Consider the following 23,903-nt stretch of genomic DNA (forward strand, 5'->3'; position numbering starts at 1 on the left):
TTTACATTGCTTCTTTCTTTTGCCCGATGACAGAGCGTTCTAGAATCTCTGTTACATCAAGTGTTTGTACTTGCTCTTCTACTTCTTTTGCTTTCGTACCATCACTAATCATTGTTAAGCAATACGGGCAGCCCGTACCGATCATTGTCGGTTTCACAGCAAGCGCTTGTTCTGTACGTGCCACATTAATACGTGTACCAGCAGTCTCTTCCATCCACATAAGACCACCGCCTGCACCGCAGCACATTCCTGTTTCACGATTACGCTCCATTTCAACAACTGTTACGCCTGGAATTGCTTTTAAAATATTGCGCGGCGCTTCGTATACTTCGTTGTATCTTCCTAAATAACAGGAATCATGATACGTAATTGTTTCTTCCACACGGTGAACTGGCTTTAAGCGCCCTTCTTTCACCCACTGTGCTAATAGTTCTGTATGATGATAGACTTCTGCTTGTAAGCCAAAGTCCGGATACTCATTTTTAAATGTGTTATATGCATGCGGATCAATCGTAACGATTTTTTTCACACCTGCTTTTTCAAATTCCTCGATATTTTTTGTCGCCATCTCTTGGAAAACAAATTCATTTCCTAAGCGGCGCGGCGTATCTCCCGAGTTCTTCTCTTTGTTACCGAGAATTGCAAAGGAAATGCCAGCTTCATTCATTAGCTTCGCAAATGATAAGGCAATCTTTTGACTACGATTATCGTACGAACCCATAGAACCAACCCAGAATAAGTACTCAAATTCTTCGCCAGCTTTTGTTTTCTCTTTAACAGTCGGAATTGATACTTCCTCATCCGCTTGACGCCATGTTTCACGCTCTTTACGGTTCAGTCCCCAAGGGTTCCCTTGACGCTCAATATTTGTCATGGCACGCTGCGCTTCTGGATCCAATTTCCCTTCTGTTAAAACAAGGTAACGGCGCAAGTCAATAATTTTATCAACGTGCTCATTCATAACCGGACATTGATCTTCACAGTTCCGGCACGTTGTACATGCCCAAATCTCTTCTTCTGTAATGACTTCTCCAATTAAGCTTGGATCGTACGCAAGTGTTGCCCCTGCTGATTCTTGCTGGCCTTTCCCAGTTGCCATCATCGCTAATTGGTTTCCTTGTGTATTATTAAAGGCAACAGCCGGAACCCAAGGTGTCCGTGATGTCACCGCTGCTCCCTTGTCAGTCAAATGGTCGCGAAGTTTTAAAATTAAATCCATTGGCGACAGCATCTTTCCAGTTCCTGTTGCCGGGCACATATTCGTACAACGTCCACATTCTACACAAGCGTATAGATCAATGAGTTGCGTTTGTTTAAAATCTTCAATTTTCCCAACACCAAATGTTTCTTGCGTTTCATCTTCAAAATCAATTTTTTCAAGCTTCCCTGGATTGGAAAGACGACTAAAAAAGACATTGGCAGGTCCAGCAATTAAGTGCGCATGTTTGGACTGCGGTACATAAACTAAAAACGTTAACAAAATAAGTAAATGCACCCACCAAGCAAAATAGAACACGGAAATGGCTACGGTTTCATTTATACCCGCAAAAACGTAAGCGGTTGCAGAAGCGATCGGTTCGCTCCACGAAAGTTCTTCGCCGTGCCATATAATGCCCATCCCGTTACCAAGAAGTACAGAAAGCATTAAGCCACCGATAAAAATGAGAACGAGGCCCGATTTGAAATTACGTTTTAAACGAACAAGCTTTTCAACGTACCTTCTATAAAAAGCCCAAAAGACTGCAATTAAAATAATAAGTGTGATAATTTCCTGGAAGAATGTAAATGCAGGGTATAGTGGTCCAAGTGGAAGATGTGATCCTGGTGCTAATCCTTTCCAAACGAAGTCAATTGCTCCAAATTGGACAAGAATAAATCCGTAAAAAAACATAACGTGAATAATGCCGCTCTTCTTATCTTTCAACAGCTTTTTTTGTCCGAAGACGTTTACCTTAAGAAGATCCCATCTTTCTTTAAAGCGGCGATCAAATTCTACCTTTTTACCTAATTGTATGTAGGCCATCCTCGTTCGTATGAGATATACAAATAAATATCCTGCATACGCAATAACGGCAATGGCAGCCAGCCAATTGATAAGTAATAAACTATTCATTTTTATGCCAACCCCTCTCTTTGTAAGCCCTCTTTCTTTTAGAATCTTCGAAAATAAATAATTTTCTGAATTTATATCCCCTATCCCCATTATATAATGAGTGAGCATTCAGTCAACAGTTTTTTGTTATACAACAACAGAATTTTTATAACACTGTTTTTAACTGACGATATTTTGAATCATCCCACAACAATTATTTCGGAAGAAACTAAAAAAGAGCCACCCTCTCTAGAAAAATCATCTAAAATACTACATGTAATATTGAATTGTCTTACATACTTCTGTTTAAACTATAATAACTACGTATTTCTAATACAATAAGCATCATTAACAAGTTCGGTTATCTTCCCAAATTTTCTTCTTAGTACTGTAGCACAAATTGAACAAAACACATGACTGTGTAACCCAAAAAGAATGTGTTGAGAGAACCTGTTTTATGATCCAAATTGGATTCATTGGACCACTATAGAAATGAATATAGAGGAGGTAATTTGATAATGGTCTTTTTATCTCTCTTGCTACTATTGTTTGTAATATGGGCCCTACTGGACCTTTCATATGGAAGAAAGCATCATTTAAAACAAATTAAGCCTCGTTCTTTTCCTTTACGCCGTGGCCATTTTAAACTTTATACATATGGAAAAAATTTATACGATGACTTATTTACTGATATACAGCAGGCACAGCACCACATTCATATTTTATTTTTCATTGTTAAAAATGATGAGGTAAGTAATGCCTTTTTACAGCTTCTAATCAAAAAAGCAAAACAAGGCATACAAGTACGGCTTCTTCTCGATCGCATGGGTAGCCACCAATTATCAAGGGAAGCGATTCGTACATTGCGACAACATGGTGTCTCCTTTTCATTTTGTCATAAGATTAAATTCCCTTTTCTCTTTTTTTCCGCAAACCAAAGAAACCATAGAAAGATCACGATTATTGACGGGAAAATCGGCTATATCGGTGGCTTCAATATTGGGGAAGAATATTTGGGGCATGATCCAAAATTGGGCCTGTGGCGCGATTACCATTTGCGCCTTACAGGAGAAGGGGTACAAGATTTACAAACACAATTTTTGCACGACTGGCGCGATGATACAGCTGAGGATTTACTAGGAGAAACGTTATATTTCCCTAAACAACCGCCAGGCCCCATTCCACACCGCTTTATTCCAACAGACGGTGCTTACTTACAGCAAACCTTTTTAAACCTGATTGAAAGCGCAAAAGAAGAATTGTATATTGGTACACCCTATTTTATTCCAGGAAAAAAACTCATGCATGCGTTATTACAAGCGAAAGAGCGCGGCGTTCGTATCACGATTCTTGTTCCAAAAAGGGCAGATCATCCGTTTGTTCGGGAAGCGAAATTACCATACTGCCGAAAACTGATTCAAGCAGGTTGCAACATTTATGAATTTCAGCAAGGATTTTTTCATGCCAAAATTATTATGGTCGATGGCCATACTTGTGATATTGGAACGGCCAATTTTGATATGAGAAGTTTATATACCAATCACGAAATCAATTGTCTCTTATACGATTCAGCCTTTATAAAAGAAATTAAAACGAAAATTAGCGAAGACATAGAAGAATCCTCCTTACTTTCTTGGAAAAATGTCTCCTCTCTATCCCTGATTGATAAGGGAAAAGAATGGATTGGGACATTACTGGCATTTTTCCTATAGGATGAAACTTCTATCAGCGGAATACGAAATAGAATTGCGGTCTCACGCTGATTATATTGATGCTTCTTTTATACAACCCTTTTTAAAAATTGCAAAAGAAGTAAATCAGGACTTCGATATTATGATTGAGAGCAAACGAAAAGATTTGGCACTTTTTCAATTATATAAATCCATTTTGATTTTTCGACATATAGCCGCGGCTATGGATAACAAAAGGTGACCTGCACTCGTTTTCTCTCTTTGTTTTCACTATGTCTGGGCAGGAAAAGGATCTGACCGCTTCTATGCATGGCTGGATGCTCTCTCCCATCTAAAAAGAAGGGGTTTATGTCGGTTTTTAAATTTGTATTTATATAGTCAATGAACTCGCTGCTATTGGAGGCGTAAAGAGAATAAGCGGTCAACGTTACAATGGTAATTGTAACGTTTTTTCATAATTCCTTTCTTCTTTGCATAAACAAAATTGCGATCAAATTCAAGGCTTTTTAATTAGTCAGCCCGTCCCCGTCGAAGATGTATGGATACTGTTACAAAAAGAAACAACCGCTTAAATAAGACGGTTGTTTCTTTTTATATTAATATTCAAATGGTAAATCAGAAGCTAATTGTACCACTTCATTATGATCTGTTACTGCATGATTTTGATCTAATATTACATTGCTAAAAGAAATACCCACTACCATTGCTAACGTCAATAAACTACCAATAAGAAGTTTCTTCATATTCCATCACCCATATATTTTTCTTTTAATATATCATGAAAATTTATCCATTTTACATGCAATTATGCATGCCCATTAATATCCATTTTTATTTTTCGACATATAAGCCGCGGCTATGGATCACAAAAGGTGACCTGCGCTCGTTTTCTCTCTTTGTTTTCACTATGTCTGGGCAGGAAAAGGATCTGACCGCTCCTATGCATGGACGGATGCTCTCTCCCACCTAAAAAAAAGGGTTTATGTCGGTTTTTTAATTTGTATTTATATAGTAAGTATAAGGACTTACAGATTTATTTTCTTTAAAAGTATGTTTTTATAGGAATGTAGCTCTAATAAATCAAAAAAGAAAAGTGCTTTTTCATAAGCAACTCTAATATCCTGCTCTGCGTATCCTAACTTTTCCAGACACTCCCCTTTTTGATAATATAGCTGTCCAATAAGTGTCATGCTGCTTATACGACACGATGTTTCAATTGCCTTTTTAACCTGGTAAAGTGCTTCTTCATATTGTTCATCTAAGTATAGTGCTTTCGCATGATTATAACCAACCTTTACAGCAAATTCCTCGTTGCTATGTAGCGACTCCAATTGCTTTAAAATATCTTGAAACAATCCTATACTTTTTTTGAAATACCCGTTTTCCGCATAAATATTTGCAATTGCATTTTCTACATATAAATTTTGAAATACATCAAGTCCTGCTAGTTGCTTGTTCATTAATTTTCTTAATTCCAAAATACAATATTCATAGTTTACCTTTTTTAACATATATGCCGATACATGATACTGCCAAAGAAGAAACTGTTGAAATTCGGGATGATATTCTTCCTTCTTTAATTCATTCCACACTTTTTTATAAATTTCTTTATACTGCTTTTGTTTACAAAGCAGTATAATATGATCTTTAAATTGTTTTTTTCTTTCAATATCAGAATAAATGAGTACCTCATAAAAATGAGTGATAGGTACTTGTAGCTTCGATGCAATCCCTTGTAATATATCCATACTCGGATATACTGCTCCTGACTCAATCCTGCTTACTTCTGATTGATGACATATATTATCAGACAACTGCTTTTGTGTTAAACCTCTTAACATTCTAATTTTCTTTATTTCAGTTCCCAGCTTTTCTGCGTGCATAATAGCTCACCATCCCATTACAGAAATCTAACTTTTCAAGTTGTCATACCACTACAATACTGGTTTTTCGACATTTTTTGATATGTAATATTGCATAATATATACGAAATTTATCGACTTTGCTTCAAGACTCATCTCATACAGCTACTAGATTGGAAATGTTAAAGATGAATTTATACCATCAGTGAGGATCTTATCACCCGTTCATGCGGAATAAAAATGGGGTAATTGCGATTGTTATTGGTAAAATTTCCCAAAATCCAGAACAGTAACCTAACCTTACTATACCAAATTTTTTGTCGAAAAATGAAATAAAATCCACATTACACAATGCACTTCAAGTTCCAAGCCCACAAATACGATCTCTTAGTCACAATAAAAAGGGGAATAATAGAAAAAGATGTTTACCACTATAACCGGTAAACATCTTTCTTTATATCCATCCCTTTTCCTCTGCGATTGTGATGGCTTCAATTCTATTCTTAGCATCTAGCTTTGTTAATACCTCTGAAATGTAATTCCGCACCGTACCCGATGAAAGATAGAGTATTTTCGCGATTTCATTGGCTGTTTTTCCTTCTCTCGCTAACAGCATTACTTCTTTCTCACGATCTGATAATGGGTTTTGTTCTTGCCAAAGCCCAAACATTAGCTCCGGAGAAATCTCCCGTTTCCCCTTCATCACATTACGAATCGCTGCCGCTAAATCTTCACTTGGACTATCCTTTAATAAATAACCCTGTACATTCGCTTTCATCGCCCTTTCAAAATAACCTGGGCGCGCAAATGTCGTTAACATCATCACTTTGCATGGTGATTTTTTCTTCTGCAATGCTTCTGCAACATCTAGCCCACTTTGAATCGGCATTTCAATATCCACAATGCTTACATCAGGCTGCAACTTTTCAATCAGTTTTAAAGCCTCTTCTCCGTTCTCTGCTTGCCCAACCACTTCAATGTCATCTTCTAAATCAAGCAACGCACCTAATGCTCCTCGGAGCATTCGTTGATCTTCTGCAATGATGATTCGAATCATGACTTCACCTCGTCTTTTCCTGTTCTAATTACGATTGGAACTTTCACCGTTAACATTGTTCCAGGTCGCATTCCACCTAATTTAAGCGCTCCATCTATAAGAGCAAGTCGTTCTCTCATACCTAAGATTCCATTTCCATCATTAGCTTGCGCTTGTAATCCCACTCCATTGTCCTTAACCTGCAAAATCAGTTCCCCTTGCGTTTCAAGTAAAGACACCTTGCATGTTGTCGCTTTACTATGCTTTACAACGTTTGTGATAGCTTCTCGCAAACACATACCTAAAATATTTTGTTCAAGCGGTGATAACGCATTTGAACCCGCCTTCTGCTCTACTTCTAACGAAATATTGGCAGCCTCTAGTATGACCTTCACTTGCTCTAGCTCTTCCTCCACTGTAATCATACGCATATCCGAAATTAATTCTCGCAGTTGTTTTAAAGCTGTACGAGATGTTTGCGTAATTTCCTTTGCTTCTAGACAAGCGCGTTCCGGATTTTTCACGATGAGTTTCTCAACAAGCTGGCTTTTTAGCGTGATAAGAGATAATGTATGACCTAAAGTGTCATGTAAATCTCTCGCAATTCTCTGGCGTTCTTCACGTTTTACCAAGTCTTTAATTTGCTCATTTGCTTCACTTAACTGCGTTTTTAATATCTTTTTCTGGTTAAAATTACGCATTGCAAAAGGTGTAATAAGCATTAAAATAAACATCGGTACAGACCCTAAAATAGACGTTAATGTAAAGCTACGACTATATACCAACACAAAAGTAACAAGCATCATCACTAAAAGAGGGACCAGTAGACGAAATGATTTTTTTGTAGGTGCAAACCCTATTGCATTTGCCGTAAAAAATCCTAAATAAACAAAATATGGATTGTAAAAAACCCCAAATAAAAACACAATAACCATTTCAATACATGCCCACAAAATAAATGTCTTTCCTACAAAATAAAGCTGGCGGTACGCAATGATAAAGATTACTAGCATACCGCTTCCTAATAGCAATTTCCAGCCCGATTCTTGCGTTAAATTATAGATTGGAAATACTAAATACACGAACCATATATAGGGGAAGAATCCCATACTTTTCGGAAAAAGTTCAAATTGCTTCTTTTCTATCATTCTATACCGCTTCCTGTCGTTTTCTTATATATATTGATATTACAACGAATATAAGGAAATAACCTCCTAAAATCGCGATATTTTCCCAGACAATGGATTTTCCGGCTACAATATCCCATGCCCCGCTTCCGAAGTGATATGTTGGTGTCCATTCTCCAATTGTTCTTAGTGCTTTCGGAAATACTTCAATTGGCATCCATAAACCGCCTAGTACTGCTAAACTCATATTTAAAATGTTAGCGAGCCCGGAAGCCGCGTCTGCTTTCTTAATTGAACCTACAATCGTTCCAAGTGCTAAAAATGGCGTCACGCCTATTAATAACCATAATCCAGCGCCAATCCACTGCCCTACTGTTAATTCCACATTATTAATTAACATACCTGCAATAAAGATTACAAGTATTGAAAAAGCATTTACCACTGTTTGAGAAATAATTTTAGCCGTTAAATATGCACCCTCTGGAAGTGGTGTGATTTTTAAAAGATGTGTCCATCCCTGCCCTTTTTCTTGAGAAAGTCGCACACCAAAGCTAAAAAGTGCCGTCCCTACAATACTAAACGTAGCCATCGAAATTAAATAATGGGCTTTCCAAGCATCCCCGTTCTGCGGTACTTGAATCACATTTGTAAAAATGTAATAAAACATAACTGGCATTAATAATGAGAAAAAGATAAATAATTTATTGCGAAACGTACGTAAGACCTCTATTTTACATTGCATCCATAGCGCTTTCATACAATTCCCTCCTTCTGATTTGCGACAAACTGTTCAAAGGCTTCATCAAGACTTCCACGTTCAACTGAAATATCTGTAACCGGTAAGTTTTCTTTATAAATTGCTTGCAACGTAGCATCTGTATCATCTGTTGTGAGAATAACACGCTGTTCATGGAACTGTACTCCCGTAACATGCGGTAATCCCTTCAGCAAGCCTGTAGGAATTTTTTCTTTTGGATAAAATGAAATGGTTTTTCGAGAAATCGTCGCTTTCATTTCCTCAGGTGTACCATCTGCAATGATTTTTCCGTTTGCAAATAATAAAATACGATCCGCTAGTGCATCAGCTTCTTCTAAATAATGCGTTGTTAAAAGAATTGTTTTCCCTTCACTTGCTAACTTTCGAATGGTTTCCCAAAAGCTTTTTCGAGAAGTGATATCCATTCCTACAGTTGGTTCATCTAAGAATAATAAATCTGGATTTCCAGCAAGTGCGAGCGCAAAGTTTAAACGTCTTTTTTGACCACCTGATAGTTTTTCACATCTTTGCTTTTTTTCTGATTCTAAATTCGATAACTGAAGTAATGTTTCTTTTGCAATTGGATTTGTATAATAACTGCGAAATAAATCAATTGCTTCCTCCACTGATATACTATCGATAACACTTACTTCTTGTAGCATTGCGCCAAGGCGATTACGAACAGCTCGATGTTTTGGACTCTTTCCAAATATAGAAACACTTCCTTCTGATGGATCTTTTAATCCTAGCATCATTGAAATCGTTGTTGTTTTCCCTGCACCATTTGGTCCAAGGAGTGCAACAATTTGCCCTTTCTCCACATTAAATGAAACGTTATTGACTGCTTTTTTATATTTAAATGTTTTTGAAACACCATTTACTTTAATAATTTGTTCCATTTCTCCACCTCCGTTATTCCTTATATTTACATTGTATTAATTGGAAGAGATGGAAAACAGTAAAATACATCATGACATGAATATGACAAATGTCATGAAACCTTTGTGGAAACAAAAACAAACGTGATACAATCGTGTAAGATATTTATTCGAGGAAGGACAGTGGTTTTTTATGATTATTCGTAATGAACAAGATTTAGAAAGCTTACGAAAAATCGGCCGCATCGTTGCACTTGCACGCGAGGAAATGAAAAAACAAGCGAAGCCAGGCATGACAACGAAAGAGCTTGATTTAATCGGTAAGAAGGTATTAGACGAGCACGGTGCTATTTCTGCACCTGAAAAAGAATATGATTTCCCAGGTACAACTTGTATTTGTGTAAATGAAGAAGTTGCTCACGGCATTCCAGGAGATCGTGTACTTCAAGAAGGCGACTTAATAAACGTAGACGTATCTGCGGCACTTGATGGGTATTATGCAGATACAGGTATTTCTTTTGTTCTAGGACAAGATGAAGAAAAAGAAAAACTTTGCCAAGCAGCGATAGACGCATTTTGGGCAGCAATGAAAAAAGTGAAAGCTGGTTCAAAACAAAACCAAATTGGCCGTGCTGTTTCCAATTTTGCACATAAAAATGGTTATGAAGTTATCCAAAACTTAACAGGCCATGGCATTGGGCTTAGTTTACACGAAGCTCCAAACCACGTTTTAAGCTATTTTGATCCAATGGACAATGCACTGCTTAAAGATGGTCTTATTTTAGCTGTAGAACCATTTATCTCTATGAAAGCTGATCACATCATTGAACGCGGTGATGATGGTTGGACATTCGTAACGCCAGATAAGAGCCTTGTTGCACAATGTGAACATACAATTGTTGTCACACGCGGCGAGCCAATTATTTTAACTGAACTGTAAATCAAAAAAGAAGAGAGATCAATATTGATCTCTCTTCTTTTCATATAGATGCTTTACAAATATTGCTAAAGATTATCATGAAATGCGGGAACATGATAACCCCCATACTACAAGGCTCAAGCGTAAGAAAAAGAAATCCTATTATGAATTTCTTTTTCTATACATAATCTAAAGTTTGGGTACACTAGATTAATGCAGTTTAGGGGCCTGCATGAAAGAAAGCCAATCCTTATATAAAATGATAGCATATACAACTCAACAAAAAATATGCAAATTTACATATATATAAATACAAATTTAAAAACCGACATAAAACCCTTCTTTTTAGGTGGGAGAGAGCATCCGGCCATGCATAGAAGCGGTCAGATCCTTTTCCTGCCCAGACATAGTGAAAATAAAGAGAGAAAACGAGTGCAGGTCACCTTTTATTATCCATAGCCGCGGCTATATGTCGAAAAATCAAAATGGATTTATATAGGTTATTTTATTATTTCTCAACCATAATTAATTGAAAATACAGAAATTAAAAGGTAAAATATAGTCGTTATCCGTCTTCTTTTGTCAGTCAGAGAGAATAGAAGAATGGGAGAGGAAAACATGAAGATTTCATTGAAACAAAAAATAGTAAGCTCTTTGCTTGCTGTATCACTCGCTGTCAGCTTAGCTCCACTTGGACAAGCAAAGGCTGATTCTCCATCGGAAACCATAACAGCTCCATCTATTGCAAAACAACTTGATGCCAACCGCGCTATTGAACATGTCCGTTTTTTATCCGAAACAATTGGTCCACGTCCGAGTGGAACACCGAAAGAACAAGCTGCTTCTCGTTATATTGGAATGCGATTACAGTCTATGGGATATGAGGTAGAATACCAACCCTTTTCCGTTCCAGATCAATACATTGGGTTTATTGATTTCCCTTTATCTCGTGAAAAAAATTGGCAAGCAGGCGCTGCACCAAATTCTCTTATTTCTGCTGAACCTGTTACCGCTCCAATTATCTTTGTTCCAAACGGGACAAAACCAGAAGAAGTCCCCAATGACGTGAAAGGTAAAATTGTATTATTTGAAAGAGGTACTACGGTAGCTGATTATAATAAGCAAGTAGAAAATGCTGTTGCAAAAGGCGCTAAAGGGGTTTTATTATATAGCCTAATTGGTGGCCGCGGAAACTACGGACAAGCGTTTAATCCAAGATTAACGAAGAAGCAACCAATCCCTGTATTTGGTCTTGCTTATGCACAAGGAAATGGGTTAAAAGAAAAAATACAGCAAGGTAAAACAATACTTTCTTTAAAAGCACGACATGATGCAAACTTACAGTCTCTAAACGTTATTGCGAAAAAGAAACCGAAAAATAGTACAGGAAATGAAAAAGCTGTCATCGTAAGTTCACATTACGACAGTGTTGTTGGAGCACCTGGTGCAAATGATAATGCGTCTGGCACTGGTTTAGTACTAGAGTTAGCTCAAGCATTTAAAAATGTAGAAAGTGATAAAGAAATCCGCTTTATTGCTTTTGGTTCTGAAGAAGTAGGTCTAATCGGCTCTGATCATTATGTTGAAAACTTATCACAAGCTGAAAAAGATCGCATTTTAGGTGTCTTTAATGCTGATATGGTTGCAACAAACTATGATAAAGCGAAAAATTTATATGCAATGACACCGGATGGTTCTACGAATCTTGTAACAGATGCGGCATTAAACGCTAGTAAACAGCTGAATAACCCACTTGTTCTACAAGGAAAATTCGGTTCCAGCGATCATGTACCATTTTATGAAGCTGGTATACCTGCTGCACTCTTCATTTGGATGGGCGTAGACAGCTGGGATCCACTCATCTATCATATTGAAAAGGTATATCATACGCCGCAAGATAATATTCTAGAAAACATGTCACCTGAGCGTATGAAAATGGCTTTAGATGTCATTGGTACTGGTGTTTATGATGTTCTGCAAAAACCGGCGGTACAAACAGAGCAGAAAGCAGCTTAATTATCACCAAAGCCACTCACTCCAAAGTGATGGCTTTTTTTGTTAAAAAAAAATAAATATGCATAAAAGCATATTTATTTCAAGGTATCATCATGTATAATACTAAATATAATAATAACTAAATACAACAATAATGATTATACTTGATAAGAAGGCATTTCTATTATAAAAAAAAACGATTCTTGCAGGTGTATTAACTTTTGCTGGACAGGAGCTACTGCTTTTATTCCAGAAACAAAAGCTACTGCTGCAACCATTCAAGAACAAAGCTTTACAAAATACTATTTCTAATTTCGCCATAGAAACCCCCCCCTCAGGTTGCATTCTTTTCTTCACATTATCATGAAGTTTTTTTGAATATCTACCTAAAGGGAGTAATATCAATAGTAATTTTTTAGTTTGTCCACTACTCAGATTACAATGTAATCAATAATTTAAAGCTTTTTTATTATTTTATTCGTTGTCGAGTGAATAGAATTCCACCTAAAACGAATAATATCATACCTGCAACGATTGAAATCATTTCCGCTGATGTTCCTCCTGTATTAGGAAGCATTGATGTCGGCTTATCATTTTCTTCAGTAGGTGGAACTTTTGAATCGTTATTTGTGTTTGGATCTTTTGGATCTTTTGGATCTACACCTGTTTCGTCTTTGATTTTTGTATTCGTGATGTCATAACCATGTACTTCGGATTGATATCCATCTACCGGTTGTTCTTTCACTTCATACTTATATGCCTTACCTTCGGCATCATATGCCGCTAAGTCTGTAAATGCATATTTCCAACCTGTTGCTTCGCCTACTTCTTGCGTTGCAATCACTTTACCATTTTGTAGTAGGTCTACTTTGATCATTGCTGGACGATCTTTCGCATTGTCGTCTTTCCATGTCTTCGTTCCTTCTACTTTTGTTTGGCTTACTTTTGTATTCGTGATGTCATAACCATGTACTTCGGATTGATATCCATTTACCGGTTGTTCTTTCACTTCATACTTGTATGCCTTACCTTCGGCATCGTATGCCGCTAAATCTTTGAATTCATATTTCCAACCGCTTGCTTCACTTACTTCTTGTGTCGCAAGCACTTTGCCATTTTGTAGTAAGTCTACTTTGATCATTGCCGGACGATCTTTCGCATTGTCGTCTTTCCATGTCTTCGTTCCTTCTACTTTTGTTTGGCCCACCTTTGTATTCGTGATGTCATAACCATGTACTTCGGATTGATATCCATTTACCGGTTGTTCTTTCACTTCATACTTGTATGCCTTACCTTCGGCATCGTATGCCGCTAAATCTTTGAATTCATATTTCCAACCGCTTGCTTCACTTACTTCTTGTGTCGCAAGCACTTTACCATTTTGTAGTAGGTCTACTTTGATCATTGCTGGACGATCTTTCGCATTGTCGTCTTTCCATGTCTTCGTTCCTTCTACTTTTGTTTGGCTTACTTTTGTATTCGTGATGTCATAACCATGTACTTCGGATTGATATCCATTTACCGGTTGTTCTTTCACTTCATACTTGTATGCCTTACCTTCGGCATCGTATGCCGCTAAATCTTTGAATTCATATTTCCAACCGCTTGCTTCACTTACTTCTTGTGTCGCAAGCACTTTGCCATTTTGTAGTAAGTCTACTTTGATCATTGCCGGACGATCTTTCGCATTGTCGTCTTTCCATGTCTTCGTTCCTTCTACTTTTGTTTGGCCCACCTTTGTATTCGTGATGTCATAACCATTCACTTCTGTTTGGTATCCATCTACTTTTTGTTCTTTCACTTCATACTTATATGCCTTACCTTCGACATCGTATGCCGCTAAATCTTTGAATTCATACTTCCAGCCTGTTGCTTCGCTTACTTCTTGCGTCGCAACCACTTGGCCATTTTGTAGTAAGTCTACTTTAATCATTGTAGGACGATCTTTTGCGTTATCGTCTTTCCATGTTTTCGTTCCTTCTACTTTTGTTTCGCCTACTTTTGTATTCGTAATGTCATAACCTTTTACTTCTGTTTGATATCCATCTACCGATTGCTCTTTTACTTCATACTTGTATGCTTTTCCTTCGGCATCATATGCCGCTAGATCTTTGAATTCATACTTCCAATCACTTGCTTCACTTACTTCTTGTGTCGCAAGCACTTTGCCATTTTGTAGTAAGTCTACTTTGATCATTGCCGGACGATCTTTCGCATTGTCGTCTTTCCATGTCTTCGTTCCTTCTACTTTTGTTTGGCCCACCTTTGTATTCGTGATGTCATAACCATTCACTTCTGTTTGGTATCCATCTACTTTTTGTTCTTTCACTTCATACTTATATGCCTTACCTTCGGCATCATATGCCGCTAAGTCTGTAAATGCATATTTCCAACCTGTTGCTTCGTTTACTTCTTGCGTTGCAATCACTTTACCATTTTGTAGTAGGTCTACTTTGATCATTGCTGGACGATCTTTCGCATTGTCGTCTTTCCATGTCTTCGTTCCTTCTACTTTTGTTTGGCTTACTTTTGTATTCGTGATGTCATAACCATGTACTTCGGATTGATATCCATTTACCGGTTGTTCTTTCACTTCATACTTGTATGCCTTACCTTCGGCATCGTATGCCGCTAAATCTTTGAATTCATATTTCCAACCGCTTGCTTCACTTACTTCTTGCGTTGCGATTACTTGGCCGTTTTGTAGTAAGTCTACTTTAATCATTGTAGGACGATCTTTCGCATTATCGTCTTTCCATGTTTTCGTTCCTTCTACTTTTGTTTGACCAACCTTTGTATTCATGATGTCATAACCATATACTTCTGTTTGATATCCGTCTACTGCTTGTTCTTTTACTTCATACTTATATGCTTTTCCTTCGGCATCATATGCTGCTAAATCTTTAAATTCATATTTCCAGTCTGTTGCTTTGCTTACTTCTTGCGTTGCAATCACTTGGCCATTTTGTAGTAAGTCCACTTTAATTGCTTTCGGACGATCTTTCGCATTATCGTCTTTCCACATTTTTGTTCCTTCTACTTTTGTTTTGCTTACTTTTGTATTCGTGATGTCATAACCATTTACTTTTGATTCGTATCCGTCTACTGGTTGTTCTTTCACTTCATACTTATATGCCTTACCTTCAGCATCGTATGCCGCTAAATCTTTGAATTCATATTTCCAGCCTGTTGCTTCGCTTACTTCTTGCGTTGCAATCACTTGGTCATTTTGTAGTAAGTCTACTTTGATCATTACCGGACGATCTGTTGCATTATCGTCTTTCCATGTCTTCGTTCCTTCTACTTTTGTTTGGCCTACTTTTGTATTTGTAATGTCATAACCTTTGATTTCTGTTTGATAACCGTCTACCGTTTGTTCTTTTACTTCATACTTATATGCTTTTCCTTCGGCATCATATGCTGCTAAATCTTTAAATTCATATTTCCAGTCTGTTGCTTTGCTTACTTCTTGCGTTGCAATCACTTGGTCATTTTGTAGTAAGTCTACTTTAATCATCTTCGGACGATCTTTCGCATTATCGTCTTTCCATGTTTTCGTTCCTTCTACTTTTGTTTGGCCTACTTTTGTATTTGTGATGTCATAACCTTTGACTTCCGATTTATATCCTTTTACTGGTTGTTCTTTCACTGTATACTCGTAAGCTACTCCGTTTGCATCGTATGCTTGTAGGTTTTCAAATGCATACTTCCAATTTGTTGCTGCTGTTACTTCTTTTGTGTCTACTACTTTACCGTTTTGTAGTAAATCTACTTTAATCGTGCTTGGACGATCTGTTGCGTTGTTATCGTTCCAAGTCTTTGTTCCTTCTACTTTCGTTTCGCCTACTTTTGTATTTGTGATGTCATAACCGTTCACCTCAGATTTGTATCCGTCTACCAGTTGTTCTTTCACTTCATACTTGTAAGCTGCTCCATTTTCATCAAACGCTGCTAAATCTTTAAATTCATACTTCCAGCCTGTTTCTTTGCTTACTTCTTGTGTCGCAATCACTGTACCGTTTTGTAGTAAGTCTACTTTGATGGCTTTATGCTCTTCCTCTGTGCCACCTTTCCAGGTCTTCGTTCCTGAAACTGATGTCTTACCTACTTTTGTATTCGTGATGTCATAACCATTTACTTTTGATTCGTATCCGTCTACTGGTTGTTCTTTCACTTCATACTTGTAAGCTGCTCCATTTTCATCATATGCCACTAAATCTTTAAACTCATACTTCCACTCTGTTGCCTTGCTTACTTCTTTCGTGTCAATCTCTTTTCCATTTTGTAGTAATTTTACTTTGATTGACTCTGGGCGATCTGATGCATTGTTATCGTTCCAAGTCTTCGTTCCTGAAACTGATGTCTTGTCTACTTTTATATTCGTGATGTCATAACCTTTTACTTCTGTTTGATATCCATCTACCGGTTGTTCTTTCACTTCATATTTATATGCTTTTCCGTCTGCATCGTTTACCACTAAATCTTTGAATTCATACTTCCAGCCTGTTGCTTCTGTTACTTCTTGTGTTGCGGTCACTTGGCCATTTTGTAGTAAGTCTACTTTGATCATTGCCGGACGATTTGTTGCGTTTCCGTCCTTCCACGTCTTCGTTCCTTCTACTTTTGTTGTTTGTACCACTTTTGTATTTGTAATGTCATAACCTTTTACTTCTGTTTGATATCCATCTACTGGTTGTTCTTTTACTTCATACTTATATGCATTTCCGTCTGTATCATATGCCGCTAAGTCTTTGAATTCATATTTCCAGCCTGTTGCTTCTGTTACTTCTTGTGTTGCGATCACTTTACCATTTTGTAGTAAGTCTACCTTAATCATCGTCGGACGATCTTTCGCATTATCGCCTTTCCACGTCTTTGTTCCTGTAACAGATGTAGTTTTCACTTTATTGGAAATTGGCAATTCGACTCCATTTTCAGCATCTGATTCTATTTCAAACTCTACTTTTGTCTGAGGATCGAAATCAATATAGTCTGGAGCTGAAACCTCTTGCACATAATATTTACCTGGTGATAATTTAGGAGTTTCAACTATCCCTTTTTCATTTGTTTTATATTCGCCCCCAACTTGTTCACCAGACTCTTTATACAACTTAAACGAAACATTCGGGATTACTTTTTCTTTATTTCCTTCAATATGTTTAACAATTTTTAGCGTTCCTTTTGGAACCTCGTTACCTTCAGCACCACCGTCAGCTGTCATATTTTCGACTGGGTAACTACCCGATTCAGTAACTGGGTCTTTGTGAAAAACTTGGTAATCAATCGTATAATCATTCTTAAAAAACTCTTGCTTCTTTCCGGCTTCCGTTATAGTAGATGTATAACCAATCGAAAAGGAGGCAAGACGTGCTTTATCCTTATAAAGCACAACTTTAAATGATCTGTCACCAGTAAAGGTAATCGTTCCGTAACGTTGCTTTTCAAACTCTTGTAGCGTTAAAGATCGACGACCTAGATAATCATCAATAATTATATAGAAACTATCCTTATTAAGTGTTTGACCTTCCTGTAAATTATCAGTCACAACAATATCGCGACTTAACTCTTCTTTATTTAAGTTTATATTCAAGAACCAACGTACTTCATTGTCCTTACCTGAGTTCATATCACCAGTTTTATAAAAAAACGGTGGCTTTCCAGGATCTGTACCACCACTGCTTGGGCCGGTAATTGTTACAGATTGCTTATCTACATTTGTACCGAAATTGGTTTCAATCTCTTTCTTTTGATCCGTTCCTACATTAGCAGCTTCCACGTAAAAGTTTAAATACCCTTTAATATTTTCATATGCATCTACTTTATCATTAAATGTACATACCACAGTACCTGCAGTGACTTTACAAGTACCATAGTCATCTAATGGAAACTCTCTATCTAATCCTTTTAATTCTGGAGGCAGCGTTAATGTTAGTGTGTCTCCAGACTTCAGCCTAAGTCCATTTTTTTCACTGAAGTTTACAGTTACTTTAGTCCGTTCTGTGGTCTGTAGATTTGTTTTACCAATCTGAAAACTATCCACAAGTCCTGCTGTGTTTAACTCTTGTGCATTTGCTACTATACCTAAAAAACTCTGACCTATAGTAAACATAAAAATCATTATAATCGAAAAAATCGAAGTTATTCTTTTTAAATACATGCTTTCTGTTATCCTCCCTATAAAATTAAATGTTTCTAGATTCTGGTACAAACATACTATGACAAAGATTCTATTATTCAATGTCATTAAGCTATTTTACTTAAATATGTTTGATAGCTATTATCATCTTTTTCTCTTTTCTCAACCCTTCTATTGCTCAGAAACTTGAAATTTGACTTTTATATAGATTCCTCTAATTTCTCCGACATATCTAAACTGTGGTATTTTGAGTCTGTATTGTTTAACAAAAACAGCTAAGGTAAAGGACAAAGTTTAATAAAGGAATTCAAATTACAAATACACATGAACGGGCCATAGAACAACTTCAAAGTCAGCAGAAGACAATTCAACAAGCGTTCACGATAAAACTCATGACAGTCGTTCACCTTATTATGCCGTAAAGTTTCCGAAACTTCTTCATATCTACCGCAAACGATTGCTCAATACGCAAAAAATTTCAGTGCAGGCAAGTATGGACGAGCTACTTCACAGCAAATATGCATTTGACCAACTCCCATACTTATCCTCCTGAAGAATAACAAGAAGTACAGCGTATAATCGAATTGAGCACACCAGCCGAAGAAGGTTACAGCTGTGAAACGTGCTAGGATACTCGTATTCTAAAGGATGTCATTGAAGATACGTTTTCTGTCATCATGAGTTGAGGTCAAATTGGACATATGTTAAAACGTTTTATGTTTAGTTACATAACCGCCCTACACACCGAAACAATCAGACAAGAAAAACAAGAAACGTTCCAATATCAGCGCTATATAATTAAAAACGCTCCGGATGAAGTATTGTGTGCCTATGAAGATGAAAGTCATATTCTCCAAATCTGAATAAAGTGGAACGAATTTGGGGGTAACTAAAAAAGAGTGTGATTGTCAACTGATTTCATGTGCATCGTGCAGAAATACGAAAATCAGCCTTTTCATTTTTGGAGCCTATCAATGAGTGTCGAGAAAAAGTAATTTGCCTAATGGATCCGTGGCTATGTCGAAGAATTAAAATGAACTTATATATACATTTCACTTACTAGCTAAGAAGCGTTAGCTTTTCTAGAGCGACATTAAAGTTTAATGTCGATATATATATAAATGATGATAATAGCAAAACCGAGAAATTTATCTTTTTTCACCATTTTTATCAAATCATGAAAACTTTAGTTGGACCATATGTACTATTTTAGACATAAAATCCCTAGTTTTTTGACTAGATTGGAAGTTTTCAAGATTACTTACTAATTGTGTAGATACTTGGTTAGATGCAGTGTTATTTTAGTATTGATATAGATGTAACAATATCATTTACAACAATCACACCATTTCCTAGTAACATTCCACCAACTAATAATACATGTACGGCTTTTTGATAAATTTACCCCCGACAACCTATTATTCTAGAATCGTTCCCAAAAATCAATAGTTAATTAGTGTTTTTCCATTCTTACTTCATCACCATAACATATATTTAGAATAAAAAAACAAAAAAGAGATGGCTTTGCCATCTCTTTTTTTGTTGCAGCTTTCCCTTATCAAGCCATACGTGAGGTTTTCCCCCACACGGTTTTTCAGTATGCTTCTTTCTTTGACGTCTGATCAGACATTTTTATGTCAACTTGTATATCATTTATAAACAAAAATAGGTATCTTTTTTTCCTATTACATTTTCTCTGGTGCAGATACTCCTACGATTGCTAATGCGTTTTGAAGTGTAATGCGTACTGCACGCATTAAGTCGTAACGAGCTTTACTTAGTTCTAAGTTATCTTGGTTTAATACTTTTTCTGCATTGTAGAAGCTATGAAGTGCTGCTGCTAATTCAAATGTATAGCTTGTAATGCGGTGTGGCAGACGTTTTTGTGCTGCTTCTGCAACCGCTGCTGGGAATTCTCCCAGTTTCTTCAGTAAGTCAACTTCTTTCTCTGAGGAAACAAGTTTGTAGTTCACATCTCCGCCTGCCGCTAAGCCTAGCTCTTCACCTTGACGAAGGATGCTGCATACGCGTGCATGAGCATATTGTGCATAGTATACAGGGTTTTCATTTGATTTTGATACCGCTAAGTCCATATCAAAGTCTAAATGAGAGTCACCACTACGCATTGCAAAGAAGTAACGCATTGCGTCCACGCCTACTTCTTCCATAAGTTCACGTAATGTAACAGCTTTACCTGTACGTTTACTCATTTTCACTTTTTCACCGTTTTGGTATAGTTGTACCATTTGGATGATTTCTACTTCTAACGTATCTTTATCATAACCAAGCGCTTGGATTGCTGCTTTCATACGAGGAATGTAACCGTGGTGATCAGCACCCCAAATGTTGATTAATTTATCAAATCCACGTTCTAATTTATTACGGTGATATGCGATATCTGGCGTTAAGTATGTGTAAGAACCATCGTTTTTAATTAATACGCGGTCTTTATCATCGCCATAAGTTGTAGAACGGAACCAAGTAGCTCCCTCTTCTTCAAATATTTCATCGCGCTCTTCTAACACTGCAAGAGCTTGGTCAATTTTCCCGTCTTTATATAGTGATGTTTCTGAATACCAAACATCAAAATCAACGCGGAAACTGCCTAAGTCTTTTTGAAGTTTTGCTAATTCATATTTTAAACCGTACGCACGGTAGAATTCATAGCTTTCTTTTTCGTCAGCTTTCGCATAACGATCACCAAACTCTTCTGCTAAACGTTTCCCGATACCGATAATATCAGCACCATGGTAACCGTCTTCTGGCATTTCTTTTTCTAAACCTAACGCTTGCATGTAGCGAGCTTCAACAGAAAGTGCTAAGTTATGAATTTGGTTACCAGCATCATTAATGTAGTATTCACGAGATACGTTGTATCCTGCTTTTGCTAATACATTACATAATGTATCACCAACTGCTGCACCACGTGCATGTCCTAAGTGAAGGTCACCTGTTGGGTTTGCAGATACGAACTCAACTTGTACTTTTTCACCTTTACCAGTGTTTGTTTCACCATAAGCTCCGTCAGCTTTAATAATCGTTGGGATTAAATCTGTTAAATAGCTGTTATCCATATGGAAGTTAATAAAACCAGGACCAGCAATTTCAATCTTTTCAATAGAAGCTTTTTCCTTATCGAAGTTTGCAATTAGCTCTTCTGCGATCATACGAGGTGCTTTTTTCGCAACACGCGCAAGTTGCATCGCCATGTTTGTAGAGAAGTCACCATGTGTTTTGTCTTTCGGAGATTCTAATACAACGTTTGGAATTTGTTCTGCTGTTGCTAATTCCGCTTTTAATACAGCAGCTTTGATTTCCTCTTTAATCAATTCTTTTACTTGTTCTAAGGAATTCATTTTGTTGCCTCCTTCAAATTCATCGTAATTGTATATCTACCTGCTTCTTGTTCACTTAGAAGCAATGCATACGTTAAAAAGAGTTGTCCTTTTTTCTTCTCTTCCGACCATTTAAAAAGAACGTTATCTGTTTTCGTTTGCAATGCAAACGTGCCAAGCTGACTCGTATACGTACCAGTTGTCCATTCACCTTTTGTATGCGTTTGACGCATAGATACAGCACCTGAACGCATGATGAGAACTTGTTCATCTTGGATTTTTATAATTGTCTTCACTTCGCCTTGTTCGTTCGGCTCTTGAAACGTTACATATGTACTTTGACCTTTTACATAGTATTGACCATTTGCGTCAAAAGCAATAGTTTCCTTTCGTGCCCCTTCACGGATTTCTGTTACGAAATGAACGTGCACCGGCAAGCCTGCAAGTTGTTTCTCCACGTCTTGCACACCTTTCAAAATGTTATAGATATTAAGTATAAGTTATATTAAATCACTTTCCTTATCATATCAAAAAAAACCTATGTCTGTCTGCTGAAAAATCAGGAAAACTACGTTTCGAAAAAACAATTTATAAAGATAGATTCTTCATGATAAAATATCTTTTAAATCTAAATTTTCTTTCATTAAGGGGATGTTTTTATGATACCGCCAAAATTAGAAAAAGGTGATGAGATTCGAATCATTTCACCAGCTTGTAGTTTAAGCATTGTCTCAGATTACAATCGAGAACTCGCTATTAAGAGACTAACAAATATGGGCTTTCGTGTTACATTTTCAAAAAACGCGGAAGAAATCGACCGTTTTGCTTCTTCTTCTGCTTCTTCCCGTATTCATGACCTTCATGAAGCTTTCGCTGATCAAAGTGTGAAAGCAATCTTAACAACACTTGGAGGATATAATTCCAATGGGCTGCTAAACCATATAGATTATGATTTGATTCGTAGCCATCCCAAAATTCTCTGTGGGTATTCTGATATTACCGCTCTAGGCAACGCGATTTATACAAAGTCTGGTCTTATTACATATTCAGGCCCTCATTTCTCTTCATTCGGAATGGAAAAAGGTCTTGATTATACAATCGATTACTTTTTAAAATGCATGACTGCTGAAGAGCCGATAGAAATACACCCTGCTGAAACGTGGAGCGATGACTCTTGGTACATTGACCAAGAAAATCGAACTTTCTTCAAAAATGAAGGGTATGTTTCCATACATGAGGGAGAAGCAATTGGAGAAATTATTGGTGGCAATATGAGTACCTTTAATTTACTGCAGGGTACAGTATATATGCCGAACTTGCGAGATAAAATATTATTTTTAGAAGAAGATGCTCTCACAGGAAAAGCTACAGTTAAGACTTTTGATCGTTACTTACACTCTCTCATGCAACAGCCGGATTTTGAACATGTAAAAGGCATTGTGATTGGAAGACTACAAAAAGGATCTGAAGCTGTCATAGAAGATATCCAAGAAATGATTTATTCGAAACAGGAGCTTTCTCACATTCCTATAATTGCAAATGCCAACTTTGGTCATACAACTCCAATCTTCACTTTCCCAATTGGTGGACGTGTGAAAATCATTGCAAATCAAAAACAATCTTCGATCACGTTATTAGCACATTAAAAAGGAGCGAATGATTCGCTCCTTTTTATGACTTCTGTAATTTCTTTAATGCTTTCTCTGGGATATTTTCTTTCGAAACTTCAGCCCATCCTTTTCCTTGGGTTCCTTTTGCATAAATTTTAATAAAGGCCCCTGGATGAAGCTTACGATTGATCATTTTTCTTATGATTTGCTGCTTACCATCTTCAGAGTAACCTGTGAATGTATATAAATACTCGTCATCTTTTTTTTCACCTTTATTTATGACAGCGTAATAATCTTGTATTTCCTTATTTGAAAAGAAATTATCTACAAAGGCTTGAACACCTTCTGTTTTTGAATGTAAATAAAACGCCGTGCCACCTAAAAGAATGGCAAAAACGGCTAAAACTCTAATTACCAATTTCATATATGCGCCTCCTGTTGATATATCTTTTTTACCCGTCACAT

At 36.9% G+C, this 23,903-nt stretch carries 17 protein-coding genes and 1 pseudogene; 6 read left to right on the forward strand and 12 right to left on the reverse strand.

Annotated features, from left to right (window positions below; all coding sequences use genetic code 11):
* Position 1: 1 nt before the first annotated feature.
* Positions 2-2,113, reverse strand: a complete 2,112-nt coding sequence (locus QRE67_RS25240; protein WP_286122888.1) for a (Fe-S)-binding protein — start codon at positions 2,111-2,113, stop codon at positions 2-4.
* A 497-nt stretch (positions 2,114-2,610) separates the two neighbouring features.
* Between QRE67_RS25240 and cls the strand changes: the two genes are divergently transcribed.
* Entirely contained in the window at positions 2,611-3,804 is a 1,194-nt protein-coding gene (cls, locus tag QRE67_RS25245) for a cardiolipin synthase (protein WP_286122889.1), read from the forward strand.
* Position 3,805: 1 nt separating this feature from the next.
* Entirely contained in the window at positions 3,806-4,024 is a 219-nt protein-coding gene (locus QRE67_RS25250) for a hypothetical protein (protein WP_502874005.1), read from the forward strand.
* A gap of 355 nt (positions 4,025-4,379) precedes the next feature.
* Here QRE67_RS25250 and QRE67_RS25255 read toward each other — a convergent pair whose 3' ends face one another.
* The gene (locus QRE67_RS25255; RefSeq protein ID WP_286122890.1) at positions 4,380-4,526 is read right to left on the reverse strand and encodes a quorum-sensing peptide PapR; all 147 of its coding nucleotides are present in this window, start codon (positions 4,524-4,526) and stop codon (positions 4,380-4,382) included.
* Between the two features lie 282 nt (positions 4,527-4,808).
* The gene (locus QRE67_RS25260) at positions 4,809-5,666 is read right to left on the reverse strand and encodes a helix-turn-helix domain-containing protein (protein WP_286122891.1); all 858 of its coding nucleotides are present in this window, start codon (positions 5,664-5,666) and stop codon (positions 4,809-4,811) included.
* 212 nt (positions 5,667-5,878) lie between these two features.
* On the opposite strand from QRE67_RS25260, the pseudogene QRE67_RS25265 reads away from it, so the two are divergent.
* Positions 5,879-6,016: pseudogene (locus QRE67_RS25265) on the forward strand (bacillolysin); the annotation flags it as partial.
* An 83-nt stretch (positions 6,017-6,099) separates the two neighbouring features.
* Here QRE67_RS25265 and QRE67_RS25270 read toward each other — a convergent pair.
* From QRE67_RS25270 to QRE67_RS25285, 4 genes are read right to left on the reverse strand one after another with little or no spacing between them, the layout of a single operon-like run.
* Complete coding sequence (locus QRE67_RS25270; RefSeq protein ID WP_286122892.1) at positions 6,100-6,702, reverse strand: response regulator transcription factor; 603 nt, start codon at positions 6,700-6,702, stop codon at positions 6,100-6,102.
* Positions 6,699-7,829, reverse strand: coding sequence for a sensor histidine kinase (locus tag QRE67_RS25275; protein WP_286122893.1), 1,131 nt, complete (start codon positions 7,827-7,829; stop codon positions 6,699-6,701). The genes QRE67_RS25270 and QRE67_RS25275 overlap by 4 nt, the downstream gene beginning before the upstream one ends.
* Before the next feature lies 1 nt (position 7,830).
* Positions 7,831-8,565 (reverse strand): ABC transporter permease, encoded by a 735-nt coding sequence (locus tag QRE67_RS25280; RefSeq protein WP_286122894.1) that lies wholly within the window; start codon positions 8,563-8,565, stop codon positions 7,831-7,833.
* The gene (locus tag QRE67_RS25285) at positions 8,562-9,464 is read right to left on the reverse strand and encodes an ABC transporter ATP-binding protein (protein ID WP_286122895.1); all 903 of its coding nucleotides are present in this window, start codon (positions 9,462-9,464) and stop codon (positions 8,562-8,564) included. The genes QRE67_RS25280 and QRE67_RS25285 overlap by 4 nt, the downstream gene beginning before the upstream one ends.
* A gap of 172 nt (positions 9,465-9,636) precedes the next feature.
* Here QRE67_RS25285 and map point away from each other — a divergent pair, with 172 nt between their 5' ends.
* Together map and QRE67_RS25295 are read left to right on the forward strand one after the other, a co-directional pair.
* On the forward strand, positions 9,637-10,383 hold the full coding sequence (map, locus tag QRE67_RS25290) for a type I methionyl aminopeptidase (RefSeq protein ID WP_286122896.1): 747 nt from the start codon (positions 9,637-9,639) through the stop codon (positions 10,381-10,383).
* A 597-nt stretch (positions 10,384-10,980) separates the two neighbouring features.
* Entirely contained in the window at positions 10,981-12,378 is a 1,398-nt protein-coding gene (locus tag QRE67_RS25295) for a M28 family metallopeptidase (protein WP_286122897.1), read from the forward strand.
* A gap of 102 nt (positions 12,379-12,480) precedes the next feature.
* Here QRE67_RS25295 and QRE67_RS25300 read toward each other — a convergent pair whose 3' ends face one another.
* The 4 genes from QRE67_RS25300 to QRE67_RS25315 form a co-directional block, all read right to left on the reverse strand.
* A complete protein-coding gene (locus QRE67_RS25300; RefSeq protein ID WP_286125395.1) occupies positions 12,481-12,678 on the reverse strand; it encodes a hypothetical protein in 198 nt (65 codons plus the stop codon).
* A gap of 148 nt (positions 12,679-12,826) precedes the next feature.
* Positions 12,827-18,514: a Cna B-type domain-containing protein gene (locus QRE67_RS25305; RefSeq protein WP_286122898.1), complete on the reverse strand. Its 5,688-nt coding sequence runs from the start codon at positions 18,512-18,514 to the stop codon at positions 12,827-12,829.
* 1,664 nt (positions 18,515-20,178) lie between these two features.
* Positions 20,179-21,849 carry an arginine--tRNA ligase gene (gene argS, locus QRE67_RS25310; protein WP_286122899.1) on the reverse strand — a complete coding sequence of 557 codons (1,671 nt, stop codon included), beginning with the start codon at positions 21,847-21,849 and terminating at the stop codon, positions 20,179-20,181.
* Complete coding sequence (locus tag QRE67_RS25315; protein WP_286122900.1) at positions 21,846-22,286, reverse strand: YwiB family protein; 441 nt, start codon at positions 22,284-22,286, stop codon at positions 21,846-21,848. The genes argS and QRE67_RS25315 overlap by 4 nt, the downstream gene beginning before the upstream one ends.
* Positions 22,287-22,487: 201 nt before the next feature.
* Between QRE67_RS25315 and QRE67_RS25320 the strand changes: the two genes are divergently transcribed.
* Complete coding sequence (locus QRE67_RS25320) at positions 22,488-23,474, forward strand: S66 family peptidase (RefSeq protein WP_286122901.1); 987 nt, start codon at positions 22,488-22,490, stop codon at positions 23,472-23,474.
* 25 nt (positions 23,475-23,499) lie between these two features.
* On the opposite strand, the gene QRE67_RS25325 is transcribed toward QRE67_RS25320, so the two are convergent.
* A complete protein-coding gene (locus tag QRE67_RS25325) occupies positions 23,500-23,862 on the reverse strand; it encodes a YxeA family protein (RefSeq protein WP_286122902.1) in 363 nt (120 codons plus the stop codon).
* Between the last annotated feature and the right edge of the window lie 41 nt (positions 23,863-23,903).

The organism is Bacillus sp. DX3.1 (assembly GCF_030292155.1).
In the GTDB taxonomy this organism is placed as follows: Bacteria; Bacillota; Bacilli; order Bacillales; family Bacillaceae_G; genus Bacillus_A.